Source organism: Halorubrum sp. Ib24, from assembly GCF_002252745.1.
GTDB lineage: Archaea > Halobacteriota > Halobacteria > Halobacteriales > Haloferacaceae > Halorubrum.
Genome location: NZ_NHOX01000043.1, coordinates 13,182 through 31,596, shown reverse-complemented (window position 1 = coordinate 31,596; position 18,415 = coordinate 13,182). Strand labels below are relative to the sequence as shown.

Here is an 18,415-nt window from a genome sequence, read left to right as displayed (position 1 = left end):
TGACAAACAACGTCCGTGTCACACAGACCGATTCAGCAGTCTTCGGGGGTAACAAGAACGCTACTGCCGGAATCAGTCCGTGTCACACAGACGGGGGCGCGTCGTCAGAACGGCGTCCCCCCTCATGCACGGGCGTTGTGCGGGCGAACAGCAGGCGGCGCGCGCGCTGCTGCGCGTGGACGGCCGAGCCGAGCGAGGTCACCGGAAGCGAGGTGAGTCGATGAGCGCCGACGAGCTCCTCGACGCGCTCGACGACGCGGCAGACGAGCACGGGTCGCGGTCGGAGGCGATCCGGGCGGCGCTGCGCGAGAGCTACGCGGACCGCGACAGCAACGAGGCGAGCGTGGCCGCCTACCTCCCGGACGATCCGGTTGTCTGCCGAGGCTACGAAGTGCTCTGCGACGAAGCCTCGCCGTTCCAGTCGCGGATCGACGTCGACACCGCGATGAGCCGGGTCGCGAACCGGCTCAACATCCCGAAGGGGAGCGTGAAGCGGCGCGTGATCCTCCCGCTCGAACGCCAGCGCGTCGGTGGGCAGCAGGTCGTGGAGCCGAACTGGGGCGTGCTGGTGATCCGGCAGCCTGACGAGCTCGCCGATCTCGCCCGCACCGTGCGTACTGACGGAGGTGCTCGCGATGCGTAAAGAGGTGAACGTCGTCGGCGCAGCGCCGAACGTCGACCTGCGCGGGAAGAGAGATGTTGAGGAAGCGGGCGATCGCCGGCGACACCGAATCTACGAGGTGCCGTGCCTGTCGTGTGACCACAGCGAGCGGATCCACGTTGAGCCGGGCGAGACCCGGTTCGTCGACCACGACGAGCAGAACGCCGCACACTACGTCGAATACGTTGAGGTGGGCCGCTGATGGGTGCGCTTGGCGATGCGGGTGATACCGACCGCGAGAACTGGGACGGGCCGAGATGTCGTACCAGACCCATCCAATCGCACCTCAACGCAGAGAAGATCGAAGCGCACCCCGGATGGCTGACGACGAAGACGACGGTCCGGTTGAAAACTACATCGACGTTGCCGATGCTTTTAGCAAGCCGCTCTACAATGATAGAGAGTACAGAGACAGCGATGTCCATTCAGTTTCCAGAACGGAGCGAGAAAGTCCGTCCCGATCTCGGACTCGTCGGCGCAGCAGGTGTGCTTGCCGGCCGGCTTTTGATCGGTACCGGGGCCGCAGCTGTCGGTACAGTAGTTGGCACCCTACCGGTTGTCGTAGTCGCAGTTGTGTCACCGACGACCCGGCTGTTGTACCTCGTTCCATTCCTCGTTGCAGTCGCCACTGCAGCGCCGATCTTTGTCACGAACGAAATCGAGACAGGGGGCGACAGCAACAAACGGGGACTGCCTACGCTGAGTATTCCGAGCTCCGGCCAGCGCCAGCTACTGTTGGGTCTATTCGTCCTCATCGGTATGAGCGTACAGTTCGGGACGTTTATCGGGGTCGGGTATGCGGTTACGCGGGTCACCGATCCAGTTGTTGGACTGGGTGCTGTGATCGTCGCTGTTGCGGCCGATCGGGAGGCGTTTCGTCGGTTCGATTACTCACTCGCGATTGCTGGGATCGGGCTAACCCGGCGGTTACTGAAAACCGCGCCACGAGCATCTGCCACTCGGCAAGTTACTCCTCCCAATGGGTCTCCCTCAGACGTACCTCTGTACAGGCCTGGGCCTCATTCCGTGGAATGGAAGCAGAGCATGATAGAAAAGATCGGGAGACGGCTCAGACTTGGGTGGTTGTGGAAAACGGAGGTCCAACGGATATTAACGGATCTTGCGGACACCGCCAAGGGGCTGGTTCAGATCACGCTGTTGGGCGATCCGAGCCGCTAAACCAGTCGGCAGAAGCACTTGTCCCCAAGCCCGTTCCACATCCACAGACTCCCGATTGCGATGACGACCCAGCGCGGGAGCGTGGGCTCATCAACAGTTACACCTGCGAAACCGGGTCCAAGTGTGATACTCGTCGCTGTGATCGTCGGTGGGACGAACAGAAAGCCGAGAACCGTAGCGAAGCCAGTCGCGACCACAAGGGCAATTCCAAGTTCAACAATGATCTTGATCCCCAGTGCGAGCCCAGCCTTCAGGAAGCCGCCGTCCTCAAGCCAACTCTGAATCTGGTCGCGACGTGTCATCGACCTAAGATCACGGCCCGAGCTGTTAAAAAGCGGGGTGGTACCGCATGAGCGACCGCGCGAGTCGGTTCGATCGGATCATGAAACTGCAGGGTGTGTCAACGCCTAAGACCAGTTTGGGATTCTCGTTACAGAAACCCAAACTCGCCGGTCCCCCGCGTTGTACCGTATATAAACGACCGACCTCGAAACACCCCGAATAATGGAAACCCAAACTCAAGAAAAAGCGACCGTCTGGGTGAAGCCGGAGCAGGTCGATCGAATGCGCTCCGCGACCGTCAAAGCGAGCGCGCCGTACCTCGCGGCTCGCAACGACGCGCTGATCGCGACACTCTACGACTCCGGGCTCCGGGTCGCCGAGTGTGTGGCGCTTGACGTGGCCGACCACGTCGACCTCGACGACGGCGTGCTCGCGCTTCCGGCTAACCTACAGAAGGACTACCCGACCGACCGAACGCCGAGCTACACCGAGATCGAGCTGGCCGACGAGACCGTTCGGACGCTCCGGACGTACCTCGCCGGCCGCTGGAAGGACACCGAAGCGCTCTGGCCGTCGCGACAGGCCGACCGGATGACGACCGAGTCCGTTCGCAACGTCGTCACCGCGGCCGCCGTCGGCGCCGACATGAAGCCGATGACGCTGCACGGGCGAGGTGACCCGGACAGGTGACGCGGCACACGCTCCGGCACAGCGCCGCCTACCGGATGCTCAACGTCGAGAATAGGCACTCCTTCTACGACGTGCGGAATCGGCTGCGACACGCGACGATCCAGACCACCGAGAAGGTCTACGACCACATCGACCGCGTCTGAGTCCCACTATTGTTTTTAAATCCTTTGTCAGTGGCTGATGTCAGTATTCATACTAAATACGCCGATGAATCTCGCAAAAAACCAATTCACGTCAGGTCGACCAGCCAAACTTAGCTAATTATATTTTGGATAAGACTGCAATATGATTGGAATTATTTATTGTATTTCAGACCCACTCATTAATTGACTCCATTAACGTCGCTACCGGGGCGCTCGTCGTTAAATCACGTGACGACGGTAATTCCGTATACAGTTTGTCAGACTTAGAATATCTGTCACGGTTTTCACCCATGCTAGTTCCTCCGCTTACAACACCAACAACGTCCCCATTTACTGTCAAGAGTGGTCCCCCGCTATTTCCCGATGATGTCGGGACTGTCGAAAGTAACCAACCTATCCCACGTTCGTAAGACTCGTGTCGCCCGATACTCATAATCCAATTACCGACATTACCTGGGTGTCCGATCGTCAGAAGTGGATCACCGTTGGAAAGGGTCGATTCGTCTCCGATAGAGAGTTCATGTAATCCGTCTAGATTGGTCTCAAGAAGCGCAACATCCGGTATCATATCTTCGTGATACCCAATTCGAGTGGCACTTTCGGTTTCTCCATCGAATGTTTCGATCGAAAAAGACGCTGAATCTACGACGACGTGCGAATTGGTCACGATGTGACCCCGATCGGAATCAAGAACCCAACCGGTTCCAGTAGACCCATTCTCCCCACGAACCGTTACGATACCATTCCGGGCGTTCCTTGCCATCGTTTCTGCTTGCTCGAACACGTCATTAGAGAATTCTTGAGCTGGTGATGTCGTGGATCCATCTTGCTCAAGTTCTTCGATACGTGCATTTTTCGCTGCAATTGTCGCTTCGAGTTCTTCAATTTGTGCTCGAAGCTCCTGTTTTGTACTGCCAGAACCGGATGACGTGTTAGTAGGTTGAGATTCAGATGATTGTGAGTCTGAACAGCCAGCGATCCCTGCTGCGAGTCCTGTTGAACTGACTTTGAGAAATTCTCTGCGAGACCTCTTCATATTCATGACTTTACGTTTATATTACATATATGTTCCGATAAATAGAACATTTGTATTTCACTTTTTCTTTGTGACTCCAACAAAATAATATCAAAACTTTGATAATTTATTTAATTATTTATTCAGTGATAAGAAAATTATACACACTGCGTGATTTGCGGATATGGTCCCCTTGACCAGTGACGTTTCGACAGTCGAACAGCTCAAAACGGGGGGTACCCGTGATGCACGCCTCTGAAGCCGGCGTCGCCCTCGCGCTCCAGCCGGAGGATGAGGGCGAGAAAACGGCGCTCTCGCGGCTCCGAGACATCTACCGCCGGGCGACCCAGTACCGTCTCCCAGCGCCGTACTGGGACGGGGAGCTGGAACGCTACTGCGACCTCAATCCGACCGGTGAGGACGCCCTAGTACTCCGCGACGAGATGCGCGCCGACGCCGCCGACGGCGAAGCCGCGGAAGGGGCGCATATCGGCAGTGAAGTGCGCGTTCACCCGTGTTTAGAGTTCGATCCGCTGAGCGTCGACGTAGTGGAGGGCCGCTCGTGACAGAGATCGTGGAGTTTGGCACAAGATCCGACGCCAACGCGGTCCGCGATGACCACGCCGAACACCTTACCGGGCGGTTCGATCGACGGTTCGCGAAGGTCGAGCTCGCCGACAACGTCCCCGACGACGCGGCGGACGCGGCGGGAGACGTTGGTCTCTCGCTGCTGGAACGGCTCTGGGAGGTCGTGCCGCTCTGGGCGTGGGGCCTCGGCTCGGTCGTGCTCGCCGGGGTCGCCTACACCTACACGCGGCCGCTCTGGTCGGTGGTCGGCGGGGTGATCCCGGCGTGATCGACCCGTTCGTGTAGTACGTCGTCTCCGCCGCGGCGATCGTCACGGCGGCCGCGACGACCGGGACGTTCACGGTCGCAGTGGCGCTCTGGCTCGGTCAGAGAAAGCGGTGCCGGACGCTATACGGTGTCGAACAGGACGACGAGTGGAACGGTCTCGTCGAGCGCGTCTCGGCGCATCGCGAGGTGTTCGAGGAGGGGGGGAAACTATGATCGACGCCGCCGCCGAGTGGGCCGTCGCGACCGGCCCGCCGAACTGGATGTTCGTGCTCGCGCTGCTCACTCACCCGAAGGTGTGGTCTGGCGCCGCAGTTCAGACGGTTCGGAAGCGTCTGCTGGACGATCGCCGAGCTGACGCTCCCGACGACGGAGGGGATCCGGCGTGAAGCTGTTCGACCCCGAGGAGGAGCCTGACGGGGACGCCCTCGCGCCGCGCCATATGTACCTTAGGCTGATCATCCAGTTGGTCGGCGGTGCTGGTGCGTTGTTTTCATTTGGATCGATCTGGCCTTATTACCCCGCAATCGGCTCCGTCGGCACGCTGGTGGCGTTATTCGTCGCAGGGCTCGGCTGGGTAGTCTCTATTGACGACGCGATAGAACATGCGACTGCGCTTCCGACACCGTTGGATGAGCTCTGGAAGCGCATTGTCTACCCAGTGGTGGCTCAAATCGAAGAGCAGAGCAGGTGATGTTCTGAAGTAACGATGAGAATTTTGGAAGTAGATATTCTATAATTTGGGAAACACTCATAATGTTGACCAAACTATTTTCAATCCAGTGTGAAAGAGCGCCTAGAGTATATCAGGGATAATACTAACTGGACCAACCTTATTCTCGGTGCTGTAATCGGAGTGATCATTACGGCTCTATTGTCTCCGTTAATTAGTGCTCCAATCGCACATCTGCTTGTGTCTGTTGGAGTACATGATGGTCCTGAAGTTCAAACATCAATCGAGAAAACAGGTGAGTTTTACCCGCCCGGAGAACCGGTAGAAGAGTTCAGCGGGTTGGTTTGGAACAAGAGCTACGATGTCTATAGAATTGAGATCTCGAATACAAATGAGCGCCCGGTAGACAGGCTAAAATTACGATGGAATGCACCGGGTTGCATTGCTCAATCGAACACGCAAGGAGAGATGATATATGGAGAGTTCTGGCTTCACGATAGATACTCACTGGAGATCAGTACCCAGTCAAAATTATCTATTCAAGAAATGTCTTGTACAAAAGTATTGGAGATGACCGAAAGCTCGCTGGGCCAAGGCGAGCGTCTGGCTGTTGAGTTTGTTGTTACTCAAGAGTTCGAAACGTGTGACGTCTTGGTAGATTCAAATCCTGTGAACGAGCACGAGCTAATGTATCGATGGTCAGCTCAAGGTGCACAATTCACAGAGGAGCGCACACTGTCACCGCCGTCGTTGGAATCAGATTATTCCGAAACGCGAGAGATCTCTTTTATTGGTACTCAAGAGTTGGTTGAGACAAAATCAGGTGAAAAAGGTCTGCATTACGTCGTAGGAAAGCGTGGGGGTTCATTTTCTGAGGCAGTGCAGCAGTGTAGAGCCTAACGTTCTCGCGCTCGGTCACTCCATTGAATGACTATACCCCAGGTGTACAGCTGTCAAATACTGAGCGCTTTAACCGAGCCCGTGAGTTTTAAGTATATTCTGATAAATTATTTCTGATGTGATTGTTGACCAATATATTTCACAGATCCTCGCCGCGCTTTTATTGATAATCCTCGGTGGATGGCTCTACGAAGGCCGAGATGGTTTCTTTTTGAGTGGTGGTAGCTTTCAAGGCAAGGTTGCTGCACCGTTGTTAGTGTTGGCTTCCGTTGTGTCTGTTGTCCTTGTAACACCTCGAATCGTCGACCTTTTAGATGGTCTAAGACGTTCGATAGGAACTGAAAGAATGGTGGGTTTCATACTGATTTTTAGCGTACTAGCAGCTAACAACCTCGCTGACTGGAATTATTTAGACAACAAGTCAGTACTTGCCTATGTTGTTGGGTTTGCAATAATTTTCCAAACAAGAGTAGTAGATATGATCAGTACTGTTGTAGGATACCTCTAAACAAACGACTGCGTCCGCTCCTCGGTATGCTCGCTAACGACCTCCTCGACGCCTTCCCGGTTGACCATCGCCTCGTGGAGCGCCTCGCCGGTCCGCTTCAGCTCGGCCATGTCGTCGGCCTCCTCGATCCCCTCGTCCCACGCTTCACGTTCACCGGGTCGGAAGATTCCGCGATCGTCGAGGGCGGCGACCAACTGTCGCAGATCCGCGCGATAAGCTTCCAGCAGAGACATGTGTCACTGTTACTCCTCCCGTCTGATTTATGTCTTTGTTTAAACACTTGATAGGCCGCGGTGTGCCGCCACGTAGGACGCAGGAAACGATGGTGGAAAAACGGGGCCGAAGGAACCGGAGGATTTCAGTCGAATGCTGAGCGCGGATTGCGCTGCTGAGCCAGAATTCGTGACACCCGAGGGCCGTCGACAGACGGCGCGAGCGCGGTTACGCCGACAAAAACCGGTGACAACTCCTCTAATTTATTACATACTAGTTTAATATCTATTGTGATTATTACTTAAGAATGTCCGTAGGACAGGAGCTACTCGACGTACCGTTCCCCGAGATGGTGGCCAGCATGGGGCAGGGGATCGCGGACGCACAGAACCAGTTGGACATGAACTCGGTCGAGGTCGCCAAGACGCTGGCGGAGACCGAGATCGAGGTCGTCCCGGCGATCACGCGGACGATCGACTCGAACGGCGACGTCACCTACTCCTCGGCGGACGCGATAGACGTCTCGCTGCTGCAGGCGGGGCTGTTCCCGACGTTCTACCGGTTCTCGGAGGCCGTCATCGAGGTCGAGATGGACATCAAGACGACCACCGAACGGGAGACGAACATCGACGTCAGCGCCGAGGCGCACGCCGGGTTCGGCCTGTGGGGCGGCAGCATCCAGACCGACGTGAGCCACAACCGCAAGTTCGGGAAGGAGGTCCACGGGACGAGCAAACTGAAGACCACGATGGTCCCGGTGCCGGAGCCGCCGTACCTCTTCCCCGAGGTCGAGACGGTCGACAACCGCACCACGACCGAGGAGTGATCGAATCGGGTCCCGGTCGCCGACACCCGAGAGCGCGGCTCTCGCCGGCGACCGCATCCGCACCCGCGACACCGACACCTATGCCACTACGAGCCCATCACGTTTCCCCGCCTAGTACAGCCCGCCGCCGACCGACTCAGCCGGTCGCGGACGTCCCGTTCGACGACCTCGTCTCCCTGCTGGCCGCGGGCGTCGCCGACGCGCAGACCGCGCTCGACGCGCACAGCGCGGCGACGGGGGCGTCGCTCGCGGAGACCGAACTCGAGGTCGTCCCGTCGGTCACGCGGACGATCGACACCGACGGCTCGGTCACGGCGACGCCGGCCGCGACGGAGCGTCGGTCCCTGCTGGAACTCGGGATCACGCCCGCGTGGTACCGGTTCAGCGAGGCGACGATCGAAGTCGAGGCGGACGTGCGAGTGGCCGAGCGCGAGGGCAACGACGCCGGCGCGGGTGACGACGGGACGGACGACGCCGACCGACTCGGTGACGACGGAAACGATCCCGCGAGCGGGCTCACGGCGAGCACGCAGTCGGTGATCGACCGGCGGCGGTTCGACCGGGAGGTCGGCGCGAACGCTCGACTGGCCGCGCGTCTCGAACCGACGCCGCTGCCGAGGCGGGTCGGCCCCCCGGCGGAAGCGGACGCGGAACGCGGAGGCGACCGTGCCGACTGACGAGTGGCTCGCGCGACCGCTCTCGGAGTTCGTCCGCTCGGTCGCGTTCTCGGTCGCGGAGGGCCAGGAGGAGTTGGACCGCCGATCGATGGCGGCCCAGCGCGCGCTCGAACGGGAGATCGAGAGCGGCGAACTCGCGTACGACCTCGACGCCTCCTGGCTCCGGTTCTCCGAGGTCGAGGCGGACCTGGAGCTGACGCTCTCCGTCGAGGGTAAGGAGATCCGAGACCCGGAGACCAACGAGGTCCGCGGGTACAAGCCCGTCGTGAGCGCGGTGCCGCTCAACCACGTCGTCGTCGGCGAGTACGAGGTGGACGCCGAGATCGCGAGCGAGGTACGCCTCAAGATAGCGCCCGTTCCGCCGGAGTCGCGTCGGCCATGAGCGACCGGTTCGACGCCAAGAGCGAATCGTATCGCATCGCTGAGACGTTTCAGTTGGAGGAGATCCCCCAGGTCGACGTCGAGAAGTTCGAAACCGTCGAGCGGGCGGCGGTCGAGCGGGTGATCACCGAGCAGCAGGAGTCGCTCGTCCGGCTCCAGACCGACGTGCTCGACGTGCGGACCGAACGCGACGCGCTCGAACACCAGCTCTCGAAGCTGACGGACGACCGCGAGCGGCTTCAGGAGCGCGTCCGGGAACTGGAGATGGAGCGCCCGGCGCTGGAGCCGAAGACCGTCTTCTCGAACCTCGGCGCGGCGCTGGAGGCGGCCGACGAGGACCTGTCGAGCGAGCGCTACCGCGTCGACGACGTCGACTTCACGCTCAAGGCGAACGTCACCCAGACCGAGGAGGGGGTCCGGATGCACCTCCCCTCGCTGGACGAGTCGTCGCTCTCGGCGAACCTCAGCGAGGTCTCGTTCCGGCTGCGGGCGCCCCGCACCGAACCGGAACGACCGGAGACGGAGTACGTCGACGTGCCGGAGCTACGGGGGCTGTCGCGCGAGGCCGCGGTCAGCCGGCTGACGGCCGCCGACCTCGCGGTCGGAACGGTCGAACGCGCTCCCGACCCGACGACGACGCCCGGGGCCGTCGTCGAGCAGTTCCCCGACGCCTACGCCGTCGCCGAGCCCGGGGCTCCCGTCGACCTCGTCCTCGCCGAGGAGCCCGGCGACGATTCGGAGTCGGCCGACGAGTCGAGCGCGGAGGCGGATACCGGCGCCTCGACCGACTCGGACGCGACGGGAGGGAGCGATTCGAACGCGGACGAACCCGCGGACGACGCGCCCGCCGACGAGACCGGAGAGGAGAACTCCGACGAGACCGCTGAGGAGAGGCCCGAAGAACGGACCGACGACGAGGAGAAGGCGCGCATGGAGGCGTTCCGCCGCGCGATCGTTGAGGTCGACCCGGAGAACGGCTCGGCCGTCGCGGACCGACTGCGCCGCGCCGGCGTCACCGACCTCGACGCGCTCGTGGAGCGGGACCCGGAGGAGCTCGCCGAGCTGTTGTCGATCCCGGTCGAACGGGTCCGCGCGTTACAGGAGGAGCTCGGCGGCCGCGAGGAGCCGATCGAGCTCGAATCCGTCTCCGGTATCGGTCCGACGTACGCGAGTCGACTCCGCGAGAAGGGGATCGGATCCGTCGCGCGGCTGTCGACGCTCGAGCCGGAGACGGTCGCCGAGATCACGCGGGCGTCGACGAGCCGAGCCGCCGACTGGATCGAGCAGGCGACCCGGCTGACGGAGGAGCGGTGACCCTCGCGGAGCGGTTCGGCGCGTCGATCGAGGTCGCGGGACCCGACCCCGACGCGGAGGCGTTCTTCTTCGTGAAGCGTCCGGAGTCGGTCGACCACGACGCGTTCGTCACCGGGCTGCTCGGGCTCGTGGGGACGGGCGGCCGGCTCGTGCTCCATCACCGATCGGGGTTTGCGGTCGTCCGCGTGTCCCACGACCGCGCTCGGCGGCTGGGGCGGCTTCCGTGGGTCGACAGCGTCGGCGGCGTTCGGTTCGATCCGGAGCAGTTCGCGGCCGTGACCGGCGCTCCTATCGCGTGATCGGCGCTCCGGTCGTATGACCTGCGCTCCCACCGTGTGACCGGCGCTCCCGTCGTGCGAGCGGGGCCATTCGATTCTCAGCGCGAGTATTCGCACCGACAGCGTATTTATCCCTCCACTGCAACTCTCCGGACATGACTCTCGTCGTGGTCCCGGTCCGGTTCCCGCCGTCGTCGCACTCGGCCGCGACGCTGCGAGAGGCCGTCCGCGTCGCCGATGAGCGCGACGCCGACCTCACGATCCTCCACGTTGACCTGTATCAGAACTCGGGCGGCGTCTCCCGCAGCGACCTCAAGCGCGCCGTCGAGCGGCGGATCGGGGCGGTGGACCGCGCGCGGTACGTCGTCCGACGCGGCTTCCTCGTCGAGGAGACGATCTTAGAGGAGATCGTCGCCGAGAAGGCCGACGTCGTCGTCATCGGCTCGAAGCAGGCGGGTCGCTGGCGGCGGATGGTCCAGAAGCTCCTCTCCGACCCGGACATCGACTCGTTCCTCCGGAGCGAACTCGACTGCACCGTGATCACGGTCGAGGCCGACGGCGAGGTCACGAGCAACGAGGGCGAGGAGAGCGAGGCGGACGCCCCGATCCCGGACGACGGCGGCGACTGACAGACTCAGTCGCCCCCGCCCCCGCCCGCGACCTCGTAGCGGCGCTCGTACTCGATGACCGTCGCGACCCGGTCGGCGACGTCGCCGCCGAACTCCCGCTCGACGAGGTACAGGGCCAAGTCGATCCCGGAGGTCACACCGCCCGCGGAGAGCAGGTCGCCGTCGTCGACGACGCGCGCGTCCACGACCTCGGCGCCCGACTCGCGCAGCTCGTCGATCGCGCCGGCGTGGGTGACCGCGCGCCGCCCGTCGGTGACGCCGGCCTCCGCGAGCAGCATGGACCCGGTGCATACCGAGGCGATCCGCGTGCCGGCCGCGTGGTGGGCCGCGAGCGCGCGGGGAACGTCCCCCTTCCGCGCCTCCGCCCACGCGCTCGCCTCCGCGTCGCGCGCGTTCCAGCCGCCGCCCGGAACGAGCAACAGGTCGGGGACGTCGTCCGCGTCCGGCTCGGGCAGGGTCCCGTCGACCCCGACGCGCGTCCCGTGGCTCGCGGTCACCGAGTCGCGCTCGCCGAGGGTCACGTACCGGACGCGCCCGGCCGGGTCGTCCCCCTCTCCGGCGTACTCCAGCGCGTAGTCGAACACCTCGTACGGACCGATCCCGTCCAGTTCGTCGAAGCCGTCGTACAGCAGCACGTCCACGTTCATACCGACTCGAAGGGGGGCGGACGGCTTGTGCGTTCCCCCGCTGTCACTCCGCGGCGAAGGCGTCGGCGACCGCCTCGATGTCGCCGGCGACGCGGTCGCGGTCGATCCGCTCGCCGCGGTACGCGCGCTCGACGATCCCGTCGGGATTGACGAGCATGGTGACGACGACGTGGGTGAAGTCGTACCCGGGGAGTCGCTCGCTCTCGGTCGTCCGCTCGAAGCCGATCCCGAGCCGGTCCTCGACGACCGCCTTCGCCCGCTCCGGCGTCTCCGGGCGGAGGTAGTGCCAGTTGCCGCTGTCGAGGTTCACGCCGATCGTCTCGGCGTTCTCCCGAAGCGTCGCCGCGTCGTCGCGCTCGGCGTCGAAGGTGATCGGGAGGAAGGCCGTCTCGTCGGTCAGTCCCGCGTCGGCGACCCGCCGCTGGACGGACACCAGCCGTCGAAGGAGGATCCCGCACTCGACGGGACAGGTGGTGAACACCCCGGTCACGATCGCGGTCCGATCGAGCGCCTCGCTGTCGATCGTCACCCCCGCGATCGGGTCCCGAAGCTCGAACGCGGGGAGTGGTTGGCCGTACGCGGGATACGCGAGATCCTCGCTGTCCGCGAGTTGGTCCTCCTGCGGGCCGAGCACGACCCCTTCCGGCTCGTCGCCGAGCACCGAGGCGCAGCCGGCGACCGCGCCGGTCGTCGCCGCAGCGATCCCGCCGAGCACCGCTCGCCGTTGCATACCGAAGTCGTCGGACCGCGCTCGCATAACCGGTCTGGTGCGCCCGTCGAACGCGGCTCGTCGCTCGCGGGATTTATAACGGCGAGTAGTACGGGATCGGGGGGTGCGGCAGCGGGACGCCGAGCGTCGCGAGCCCGTGCTGGAGCGGGATGTACCCGAGCGCGACGAAGGCGACGCCCAGCGCCCGGTGGATCCGCATGCGGGTCTCGACGCTCACGGCGCCGAACGCGGTGCCGAAGACGAACAGCGCCGGGACGGTGCCGAGGCCGAGCGCGCCGAGCGCGGCCGCGCCGCCGAGCGCGCTCCCCTGGACGAACGCGTACAGGAAGGCGGGGTACAACAGCGGGCACGGCAGGAGGCCGTGGGCGGCGCCGAGCCCGACGATCCGCCAGCTGCCGACCCACGCGTCCACGCGGGGCACGATCCGACCGGTCACCGCTCCGGCGGCGGCGGCGAGCCCGGGAACCGGGATCCGCTGGAGTTCCAGCCGGAGCGCGTACCGCGCCCCGATCGCGATGACGACCCCGCCGACCGCGATCCCCGCGAGCGCGTGGACGTCGCCGGCGACCGTCGTCACGGTGCGGCCCGTCACGAACGCGAGGCTCCCGGCGAGGCCGAACAGCCCGCCGATCGCGGCGTAGCTGGCGGTCCGTCCGAGGTTGAACAGCGCGTGCTGGCGCACCTGTCGCACGGTGAGGTCGTCCCGGCCGCCGGCTCGCCCTTCGGCGGCGCCCTCGCGCATCCGGTCCGCGTACGTGGAGACGAGCGGTCCGCACATGCCGAGGCAGTGCGCGCCGCCGAGGAGGCCGACGAGCAGGAAGACGCCGAGGCTCAGCGGCTCCGCCGAGTGGATCGTTCCGGTGGGCTCGCACGTCGCCGTCGCGGGGGCGAGTGAGGCCCCGAGCGAGCCGACGCCGCCCCCGAGTTCGCGCATGTCCGAACCCACGCACGCGGCGGCCCTAACGGATCTGGTGCGATCGGCGAACGGGGGCCCGCGATCTACCGGCGGCGGGGAGCGCGGTCACGGCGTCGGACCGCGACCGCGAGGGCGGGCTACTCGAACAGGTCGTCGACGGTCCGGACGAACCGGTCCACGATCCGGTCCGGGAGCGACGCCGACACCTCGTCGAGGAGCGCCGCGGTCCGCTCGGGACGCGCGAGCGAGACGCGCACGGGCCGGTCGTCGGACTTCTCGACGACCCCGCTCTCGGTGAGGTTCGAGACGTGCCACGAGACGGTGCTCCGCGCGAGGTCCAACTCCGCCGCGAGCGTCGCCGGGCGGGTCGCCCCTTCGGCGTGGAGCCGAACGAGGATCTCGCGGGCGGTCTCGCGGCGGAGGAAGGCGACGGCCCGTCGCTCCCACGGGTCGAACGCCGGATCGAAGTAGTGGGCGCGGCCGCCGATCCGCTCCACGGCGACCTCGGCGTCCCGGACGAGCCGGCGCAGGTGGTACTGCGCCTGCCCGGTGGCGATGTCGAGGTCGCGGCTCACCCGGTTGAAGTGGACGCCCGGCGTGTCGCGGACGTGTCGGCGAACCCGGATTCTGGTCTCCGGCATTGGTGCTCGCTTGGAGCTACCGGATCGGCACCTAAAACGAGCCCGCGCGTTCTCTCCGCGTGGGAGCGGCCGGGGGAGTATTCTTGTCGCTCGCCGCAGTAGACACCGAGAACGTGAGTCCGATTCTCGCGAGCCAGATTGCGAGCGCGACCGCGACTGCGAGCGCGACCGCCGGCGGATGGGGCGTCGAGGGTTCGCTGCCGCTGCTCGGCGTCGTGTTCGTCGCCGGCCTCGGAACGGGGCTGCTCTTCCTCGTGAGCCTCGTCGCCTACCGCCGCCGGCGGAGCGCCCAGTACGGCCTGATAAGCGTCGCGGTCGGCGCCCTCCTCGCCCGCTCGGTCGTGGGCGCGGGCACCGTCCTCGGCGTCGTCCCGATGCCGGTGCACCACTACGTCGAACACAGCCTGGACTTCCTCATCGCCGCGGTCGTCCTCTACGCGGTGTACGCGTACGCCCCGGGGTCGGTCGGGGACGACACGACCGCCGACTGATCGGCGGGCCGCCTCACGCGGCCGCTCAGTCCCCGATCTCGCGGCGAACGCGCTCGACCGCCGCGTCGACGCGCCGCCCGTAGGCGAGCGTGACGCCCGCGACGACGGCCCCGAGGAGCGTCCACCCGACCAGCGACGCGACCGCCCGGGCGGTCGAGACGAACCCGCCCTCCGGCGCGAAGGCGACGCCGATCACGTGCTCGAAGACGAGCCCGCGGAACGCCCCGTTGGGAGCGAGCGCGATCGACGCGGGGACCGTCGTCGGTGATGCCCCGGCGGCGAGCGATCGGAGCAGGACGAGGTCGCCGCCGAGCACGCCCGCCACCAAGGCGAGGCTCCCGAGCGCGATCGCGCTGCGGCGGCTCGCGGCGAGCGCGGAGACGGCCGCCGCGAGCGACACGTACGACGCGCCGAGGAGGAGGACGAACGCGAGGAACCGCAGGTACAGCAGCGGCGAGTCGACGCCGGTGTGGGTCGCGAAGATCCCCGTGTCCGGCGCGGCGGTCAGCCAGACGACGGCGCCGATAGCCGCGTACGGAACGCCGACCACGGCGACGAGCGCGACCAGCCGCGCGAGCAACACCCCCGCGACGTACTCGCCGACGCGGACCGGGTACGTCCGGATCACCGCGAGCTCGCCGCTCGCGACATCGGTCAGCAGCGCGCGGTAGCCCAACACCACCGCGACCAGCGGGACCAGGGCCTCGGTCGGGAGGAGCAGGTCCACGACCGCCGGCACGAAGCCGGTCGCGCCGCCCCCACCGGCCGCGAGGAGGCCGACGAGGGCCGCGAGGAGGCCGACCGCCAGCACGCCGTAGCCGGGAGTACGGACCACCGTCGCGATCTCGCGCCGGAACACGGTCGAGACTCCCGCGAGGCGGCCGCTCATCGGTCCGACACCCCCGTGACGTGGACGTCCGGCTCCGCGTCCTCGTCGCCCTCGCCGTCGCTCCCCTCGCGCTCGCCGCCTCCCTCCGTCGCGTCGCCGGCGTCCGCGGCGCCCCGACTCGCGCCGGGCTCGCCGACCACGGCGCGGTAGAGTTCGCTCGCGTCGGCCGCGCCGTGCTCGTCGAGCAGTGGATCGAGGGGGCCCGCGGCGCCGACCCGTCCCCGACGCAGGATCACGATCCGGTCGGCGTGGGCGTCGACGAGGTCGAGGGCGTGCGACGAGACGACGACCCCGGTGTCGCCGTCGGCGCGGTTCGCGGCCGCGCGGAACGCGCGCTCGCGCATCCCGGGGTCGAGCCCGCTCGCCGGCTCGTCGAGGACCACGAGCGAGGGGTCCCCGAGGACCGCCTGCGCGATGCCCAACAGCCGACGCATGCCGCCCGAGAGCGCCTCGACGTGCCTGTCACCCGCGTCGCCGAGGCCGACGCGCTCAAGCGCCGCGTCCGGGTCGTCGCCGACGAGCCGCGCGTAGAACGCGAGCGTCTCGCGGGCGGTGAACCCGTCCCGGAACGGGACCCGCTGGGGGAGGTAGCCGATCGGCTTCGGCCCGGTCGCACCGGTGTACCGGACCTCGCCCGCGGTCGGCTCCGTCGCGCCGACGAGCACTCGCAGCAGCGTCGACTTCCCGGAGCCGTTCGGGCCGACGACGGCGGTGACGCCGGGCTCGACGTCGAGCGAAACGTCGTCGAGCACCCGGACGCCGCCGTACGTCCGCGCCGCCCCGGAGAGGCTCGCGACGAGGCCGTCAGACATCCGCCACCCCGCTCGTCGCGGCCCCGCGTCTCGTCGCGTTCGGTGCGTTCGTGTTCGTCCCGATCGCGTTCGTCCCGGTCGCGTTTCTATCGCCCTCTCCGCCGCCGGACCGGGCGCGCCAGTCGGCGTGGACCGGTCCCGCGTCCGGGTCGAGCGCCGCCGCTACCCGGTCGGACGCGGCCGGCTCCGTCGCCGGGGCGGGGTCGATGATGCTCCCCGAACGCGCGCCGGGGACCGTCCCGCGGAGGCGGTCGAGGAGGGCGACCGCGGGCGACTCGCGCACGGCGACTAGGGAGACCTCGCGGTGGAGCGCGCCGTCGACGGGCGAGGTGGGTCGATACGCGCGCTCGCCAGGGTCGTGGATCCCGACGTTCGCGCCCTCCCAGTAGTTCCCGCGGCCGCCGTCGGCCCAGACCCTGAGCGCGCCCGCCCCGGCGGCCGCGTGGTCCGCGTTGGCGACGAAGTCGTTCTCGACGACCCGACTCGACGGGACGACGGTGGTCGCGCGGGCCCCCAGCTCGTTGTTCGCGGCGACGTTGCGCTCGTACAGGGACCCGCGCGAGCTGGTCGAGAAGCCGAGTTCGTTGCCGACGAGGGTGTTGTACCCGATGTACGCCCTGGTCCCCGAGGCCTGGATCCCCGCGCTGGAGTTCCGGACGTCGTTGCCGACGATCGCGTTGCCCGAGGGGCGCGTCATCACCGTTACCCCGCCGAAGAGCTCGTCTCGGAAGGCGTTGTCGGCGATCAGCGCGTCGCTCGTGTACATGAGGTGGACGCCGTAGCGGTTGTCCGCGAACTCGGAGTTCCGGACGACGGAGTCGTCGGCGCGGTGGAGGTAGATCCCGTCGCGGCCGCCCGCGAACTCGCTGTCCGTCACCGTCACCCGCGACTGCATGCCAGTAATTCCCATGAACCCGTCCTGCCACTCCTCCGTCCCGTTGACGCGGAGGTCGCGGACCGCGGCGTCGGAGCCGTCCCGGAGGAGGATGCCGCTGGCGCTCGCCTCGATCGTCACGTCGTCGACGAACAGCCCGGGCGCGTCGATCGCGCGGATCCCCGCGTCGCCGTGGCCGTACCCGAGCTGGATGTTGGTGTCCCACGCCCCGCCCTCGGGGTCGCGGCCCGATCGCGCCGCATCCGGGTCGCGCGTTTCGTTCCCGCTGCCGTCGACCGCGACCCCGGTGATCGCCACGTCCGGCGCTCGCACCGTGATCACCGAGCCGTTCCCGTCGCCGCGTATGCGCGCGTCCTCCCCGGCGATCGTGACCGACTCGTTCACCGTCAGGGTCTCCTCGTAGGTGCCCGGCGGGACGGCGACGGTCGTGTTCGCCGGCGCGGCCGCGAGCGCCGCCCCGATCGTCGGCGCGTCCTCGCCGACGACAACGGAGACGGGTCGGTCGGCGCGCCGGTCGGCGGCCGCGATCCGCTGGTCGGCCGCCGTCCAGCGGTCGGGGGCCATCCCGCGCACCGCCGCCGCGGAGTCCGTGTCGAACGACCGGTCCCGGACCGCGCCCCAGTCGATCACCCGCCCGCCGTGGTCGGCTGTGAACGCCTCGGCGGCGGCTCGCTCGCGGAACGGGACGACCGTCTCCCCCGCCGGGCTCCGGGCGTCGCTCCCGACCACGTACACCGCCTCCGGCGCCGGCGTCCACTCGCCGGCCAGCTCCGCGTCGAACAGGCCGCGCTCGGTCGTCCCCGGCCGCGCGTCGTCGAACGTCTCGACGTAGGCGACGACCGGGTAGCCGAACTGCCGCTCCGCCCGGTCGTCCTCGAGCGCCTTCGCGAACGACTCGACGCCGTTGTAGCCGACGACGTACTGGAGCTGCGAGTAGAAGACCTGCGTCCGCGGAATCGTCGCCGATCCCGCCATCAGCGCGTCCGTCTCGGAGGAGAGGCCGAGCTCGACGACGTCGTCGTAGGCGACCGGCGACGGCGCCGCCGTCTCGGGATCGGCGACGAACGCCCCCGCCGTCGCCGCCGCGGCGGCGAGGACGAGCGCCGCGAGCGCCAGCCGGACCGGGAGCGACGGATCGCCGAAGGGGTCGAATCTCGTCACGGTGACGTTTAT

General features: G+C 66.0%; 27 protein-coding genes and 1 pseudogene. 18 read left to right on the top strand and 10 right to left on the bottom strand.

Features of this window, described 5'->3' with window-relative positions; genetic code table 11:
• The first annotated feature begins 220 nt into the window (after positions 1-220).
• From DJ82_RS12290 to DJ82_RS14630, 3 genes are read left to right on the top strand one after another with little or no spacing between them, the layout of a single operon-like run.
• Positions 221-643: a hypothetical protein gene (locus DJ82_RS12290; RefSeq protein WP_143420561.1), complete on the top strand. Its 423-nt coding sequence runs from the start codon at positions 221-223 to the stop codon at positions 641-643.
• Positions 636-863 (top strand): hypothetical protein, encoded by a 228-nt coding sequence (locus DJ82_RS12285; protein WP_094581973.1) that lies wholly within the window; start codon positions 636-638, stop codon positions 861-863. Before DJ82_RS12290 ends, DJ82_RS12285 begins: the two co-directional genes overlap by 8 nt.
• Entirely contained in the window at positions 863-1,840 is a 978-nt protein-coding gene (locus DJ82_RS14630) for a hypothetical protein (RefSeq protein ID WP_143420559.1), read from the top strand. Before DJ82_RS12285 ends, DJ82_RS14630 begins: the two co-directional genes overlap by 1 nt.
• On the opposite strand, the gene DJ82_RS12280 is transcribed toward DJ82_RS14630, so the two are convergent.
• Complete coding sequence (locus DJ82_RS12280) at positions 1,837-2,142, bottom strand: hypothetical protein (RefSeq protein WP_094581928.1); 306 nt, start codon at positions 2,140-2,142, stop codon at positions 1,837-1,839. The genes DJ82_RS14630 and DJ82_RS12280 overlap by 4 nt on opposite strands.
• Before the next feature lie 202 nt (positions 2,143-2,344).
• On the opposite strand from DJ82_RS12280, the pseudogene DJ82_RS12275 reads away from it, so the two are divergent.
• A pseudogene (locus DJ82_RS12275) lies at positions 2,345-2,955 on the top strand (tyrosine-type recombinase/integrase).
• Positions 2,956-3,121: 166 nt separating this feature from the next.
• On the opposite strand, the gene DJ82_RS12270 reads toward DJ82_RS12275, so the two are convergent.
• The gene (locus DJ82_RS12270) at positions 3,122-3,991 is read right to left on the bottom strand and encodes a trypsin-like peptidase domain-containing protein (protein ID WP_094581972.1); all 870 of its coding nucleotides are present in this window, start codon (positions 3,989-3,991) and stop codon (positions 3,122-3,124) included.
• A 224-nt stretch (positions 3,992-4,215) separates the two neighbouring features.
• Here DJ82_RS12270 and DJ82_RS12265 point away from each other — a divergent pair, with 224 nt between their 5' ends.
• The 7 genes from DJ82_RS12265 (at position 4,216) to DJ82_RS14620 (ending at position 6,903) form a co-directional block, all read left to right on the top strand.
• A complete protein-coding gene (locus DJ82_RS12265) occupies positions 4,216-4,536 on the top strand; it encodes a hypothetical protein (protein ID WP_241881514.1) in 321 nt (106 codons plus the stop codon).
• Positions 4,533-4,826: a hypothetical protein gene (locus DJ82_RS12260; RefSeq protein ID WP_094581927.1), complete on the top strand. Its 294-nt coding sequence runs from the start codon at positions 4,533-4,535 to the stop codon at positions 4,824-4,826. The genes DJ82_RS12265 and DJ82_RS12260 overlap by 4 nt, the downstream gene beginning before the upstream one ends.
• An 80-nt stretch (positions 4,827-4,906) precedes the next feature.
• Complete coding sequence (locus DJ82_RS15510; RefSeq protein WP_275093924.1) at positions 4,907-5,038, top strand: hypothetical protein; 132 nt, start codon at positions 4,907-4,909, stop codon at positions 5,036-5,038.
• A complete protein-coding gene (locus DJ82_RS14830) occupies positions 5,035-5,211 on the top strand; it encodes a hypothetical protein (protein WP_158217306.1) in 177 nt (58 codons plus the stop codon). The genes DJ82_RS15510 and DJ82_RS14830 overlap by 4 nt, the downstream gene beginning before the upstream one ends.
• Positions 5,208-5,516, top strand: a complete 309-nt coding sequence (locus tag DJ82_RS12255) for a hypothetical protein (RefSeq protein ID WP_241881513.1) — start codon at positions 5,208-5,210, stop codon at positions 5,514-5,516. The genes DJ82_RS14830 and DJ82_RS12255 overlap by 4 nt, the downstream gene beginning before the upstream one ends.
• Before the next feature lie 90 nt (positions 5,517-5,606).
• Positions 5,607-6,395 (top strand): hypothetical protein, encoded by a 789-nt coding sequence (locus DJ82_RS14625; protein WP_143420557.1) that lies wholly within the window; start codon positions 5,607-5,609, stop codon positions 6,393-6,395.
• Between the two features lie 118 nt (positions 6,396-6,513).
• Positions 6,514-6,903: a hypothetical protein gene (locus tag DJ82_RS14620; protein ID WP_143420555.1), complete on the top strand. Its 390-nt coding sequence runs from the start codon at positions 6,514-6,516 to the stop codon at positions 6,901-6,903.
• On the opposite strand, the gene DJ82_RS12250 is transcribed toward DJ82_RS14620, so the two are convergent.
• Complete coding sequence (locus tag DJ82_RS12250; protein ID WP_094581926.1) at positions 6,900-7,136, bottom strand: hypothetical protein; 237 nt, start codon at positions 7,134-7,136, stop codon at positions 6,900-6,902. The two genes, DJ82_RS14620 and DJ82_RS12250, sit on opposite strands and share 4 nt — an antisense overlap.
• Before the next feature lie 287 nt (positions 7,137-7,423).
• Here DJ82_RS12250 and DJ82_RS12245 point away from each other — a divergent pair, with 287 nt between their 5' ends.
• From DJ82_RS12245 to DJ82_RS12220, 6 genes are all read left to right on the top strand, one after another.
• Positions 7,424-7,942 (top strand): hypothetical protein, encoded by a 519-nt coding sequence (locus tag DJ82_RS12245; RefSeq protein ID WP_094527468.1) that lies wholly within the window; start codon positions 7,424-7,426, stop codon positions 7,940-7,942.
• An 80-nt stretch (positions 7,943-8,022) separates the two neighbouring features.
• Entirely contained in the window at positions 8,023-8,619 is a 597-nt protein-coding gene (locus DJ82_RS12240) for a hypothetical protein (RefSeq protein WP_094527467.1), read from the top strand.
• A complete protein-coding gene (locus DJ82_RS12235; protein ID WP_094581925.1) occupies positions 8,609-9,001 on the top strand; it encodes a hypothetical protein in 393 nt (130 codons plus the stop codon). Before DJ82_RS12240 ends, DJ82_RS12235 begins: the two co-directional genes overlap by 11 nt.
• Entirely contained in the window at positions 8,998-10,314 is a 1,317-nt protein-coding gene (locus tag DJ82_RS12230; RefSeq protein ID WP_094558358.1) for a helix-hairpin-helix domain-containing protein, read from the top strand. Before DJ82_RS12235 ends, DJ82_RS12230 begins: the two co-directional genes overlap by 4 nt.
• Complete coding sequence (locus DJ82_RS12225) at positions 10,311-10,613, top strand: hypothetical protein (protein WP_094581924.1); 303 nt, start codon at positions 10,311-10,313, stop codon at positions 10,611-10,613. The genes DJ82_RS12230 and DJ82_RS12225 overlap by 4 nt, the downstream gene beginning before the upstream one ends.
• A 134-nt stretch (positions 10,614-10,747) precedes the next feature.
• Positions 10,748-11,221, top strand: coding sequence for a universal stress protein (locus DJ82_RS12220; RefSeq protein WP_094558356.1), 474 nt, complete (start codon positions 10,748-10,750; stop codon positions 11,219-11,221).
• A 5-nt stretch (positions 11,222-11,226) separates the two neighbouring features.
• On the opposite strand, the gene DJ82_RS12215 is transcribed toward DJ82_RS12220, so the two are convergent.
• The 4 genes from DJ82_RS12215 to DJ82_RS12200 all read right to left on the bottom strand — a co-directional run bounded on the left by DJ82_RS12215 (position 11,227) and on the right by DJ82_RS12200 (position 14,155).
• Positions 11,227-11,868, bottom strand: a complete 642-nt coding sequence (locus DJ82_RS12215; protein ID WP_094522479.1) for a DJ-1/PfpI family protein — start codon at positions 11,866-11,868, stop codon at positions 11,227-11,229.
• 43 nt (positions 11,869-11,911) lie between these two features.
• Complete coding sequence (locus tag DJ82_RS12210) at positions 11,912-12,598, bottom strand: SCO family protein (RefSeq protein WP_094581923.1); 687 nt, start codon at positions 12,596-12,598, stop codon at positions 11,912-11,914.
• Between the two features lie 73 nt (positions 12,599-12,671).
• Positions 12,672-13,532, bottom strand: coding sequence for a sulfite exporter TauE/SafE family protein (locus DJ82_RS12205; protein ID WP_094581922.1), 861 nt, complete (start codon positions 13,530-13,532; stop codon positions 12,672-12,674).
• Positions 13,533-13,651: 119 nt separating this feature from the next.
• Positions 13,652-14,155, bottom strand: a complete 504-nt coding sequence (locus tag DJ82_RS12200) for a winged helix-turn-helix transcriptional regulator (RefSeq protein ID WP_094581921.1) — start codon at positions 14,153-14,155, stop codon at positions 13,652-13,654.
• Positions 14,156-14,277: 122 nt separating this feature from the next.
• Here DJ82_RS12200 and DJ82_RS12195 point away from each other — a divergent pair, with 122 nt between their 5' ends.
• The gene (locus DJ82_RS12195; protein ID WP_241881518.1) at positions 14,278-14,646 is read left to right on the top strand and encodes a hypothetical protein; all 369 of its coding nucleotides are present in this window, start codon (positions 14,278-14,280) and stop codon (positions 14,644-14,646) included.
• Positions 14,647-14,671: 25 nt separating this feature from the next.
• Here DJ82_RS12195 and DJ82_RS12190 read toward each other — a convergent pair whose 3' ends face one another.
• Genes DJ82_RS12190 through DJ82_RS12180 form a run of 3 tightly spaced genes read right to left on the bottom strand, consistent with a single transcriptional unit; the run spans position 14,672 to position 18,403 of the window.
• The gene (locus tag DJ82_RS12190; RefSeq protein WP_094581920.1) at positions 14,672-15,535 is read right to left on the bottom strand and encodes a copper ABC transporter permease; all 864 of its coding nucleotides are present in this window, start codon (positions 15,533-15,535) and stop codon (positions 14,672-14,674) included.
• The gene (locus DJ82_RS12185) at positions 15,532-16,347 is read right to left on the bottom strand and encodes an ABC transporter ATP-binding protein (RefSeq protein WP_094581919.1); all 816 of its coding nucleotides are present in this window, start codon (positions 16,345-16,347) and stop codon (positions 15,532-15,534) included. Before DJ82_RS12185 ends, DJ82_RS12190 begins: the two co-directional genes overlap by 4 nt.
• Entirely contained in the window at positions 16,340-18,403 is a 2,064-nt protein-coding gene (locus tag DJ82_RS12180) for a NosD domain-containing protein (RefSeq protein WP_094581918.1), read from the bottom strand. Before DJ82_RS12180 ends, DJ82_RS12185 begins: the two co-directional genes overlap by 8 nt.
• Between the last annotated feature and the right edge of the window lie 12 nt (positions 18,404-18,415).

What these genes read in the sequence shown, in the direction of transcription:
- DJ82_RS14830 (WP_158217306.1), top strand. Translation starts at nt 5,035, where the DNA reads ATGATCGACGCCGCCGCCGAGTGGGCCGTCGCGACCGGCCCGCCGAAC.
- DJ82_RS12285 (WP_094581973.1), top strand. Translation starts at nt 636, where the DNA reads ATGCGTAAAGAGGTGAACGTCGTCGGCGCAGCGCCGAACGTCGACCTG.
- DJ82_RS12240 (WP_094527467.1), top strand. Translation starts at nt 8,023, where the DNA reads ATGCCACTACGAGCCCATCACGTTTCCCCGCCTAGTACAGCCCGCCGC.
- DJ82_RS14630 (WP_143420559.1), top strand. Translation starts at nt 863, where the DNA reads ATGGGTGCGCTTGGCGATGCGGGTGATACCGACCGCGAGAACTGGGAC.
- DJ82_RS12270 (WP_094581972.1), bottom strand. Translation starts at nt 3,991, where the DNA reads ATGAAGAGGTCTCGCAGAGAATTTCTCAAAGTCAGTTCAACAGGACTC.
- DJ82_RS12265 (WP_241881514.1), top strand. Translation starts at nt 4,216, where the DNA reads ATGCACGCCTCTGAAGCCGGCGTCGCCCTCGCGCTCCAGCCGGAGGAT.
- DJ82_RS12215 (WP_094522479.1), bottom strand. Translation starts at nt 11,868, where the DNA reads ATGAACGTGGACGTGCTGCTGTACGACGGCTTCGACGAACTGGACGGG.
- DJ82_RS12185 (WP_094581919.1), bottom strand. Translation starts at nt 16,347, where the DNA reads ATGTCTGACGGCCTCGTCGCGAGCCTCTCCGGGGCGGCGCGGACGTAC.
- DJ82_RS12190 (WP_094581920.1), bottom strand. Translation starts at nt 15,535, where the DNA reads ATGAGCGGCCGCCTCGCGGGAGTCTCGACCGTGTTCCGGCGCGAGATC.
- DJ82_RS12250 (WP_094581926.1), bottom strand. Translation starts at nt 7,136, where the DNA reads ATGTCTCTGCTGGAAGCTTATCGCGCGGATCTGCGACAGTTGGTCGCC.
- DJ82_RS12205 (WP_094581922.1), bottom strand. Translation starts at nt 13,532, where the DNA reads ATGCGCGAACTCGGGGGCGGCGTCGGCTCGCTCGGGGCCTCACTCGCC.
- DJ82_RS12245 (WP_094527468.1), top strand. Translation starts at nt 7,424, where the DNA reads ATGTCCGTAGGACAGGAGCTACTCGACGTACCGTTCCCCGAGATGGTG.
- DJ82_RS12280 (WP_094581928.1), bottom strand. Translation starts at nt 2,142, where the DNA reads ATGACACGTCGCGACCAGATTCAGAGTTGGCTTGAGGACGGCGGCTTC.
- DJ82_RS12220 (WP_094558356.1), top strand. Translation starts at nt 10,748, where the DNA reads ATGACTCTCGTCGTGGTCCCGGTCCGGTTCCCGCCGTCGTCGCACTCG.
- DJ82_RS12210 (WP_094581923.1), bottom strand. Translation starts at nt 12,598, where the DNA reads ATGCAACGGCGAGCGGTGCTCGGCGGGATCGCTGCGGCGACGACCGGC.
- DJ82_RS12290 (WP_143420561.1), top strand. Translation starts at nt 221, where the DNA reads ATGAGCGCCGACGAGCTCCTCGACGCGCTCGACGACGCGGCAGACGAG.
- DJ82_RS12200 (WP_094581921.1), bottom strand. Translation starts at nt 14,155, where the DNA reads ATGCCGGAGACCAGAATCCGGGTTCGCCGACACGTCCGCGACACGCCG.
- DJ82_RS12230 (WP_094558358.1), top strand. Translation starts at nt 8,998, where the DNA reads ATGAGCGACCGGTTCGACGCCAAGAGCGAATCGTATCGCATCGCTGAG.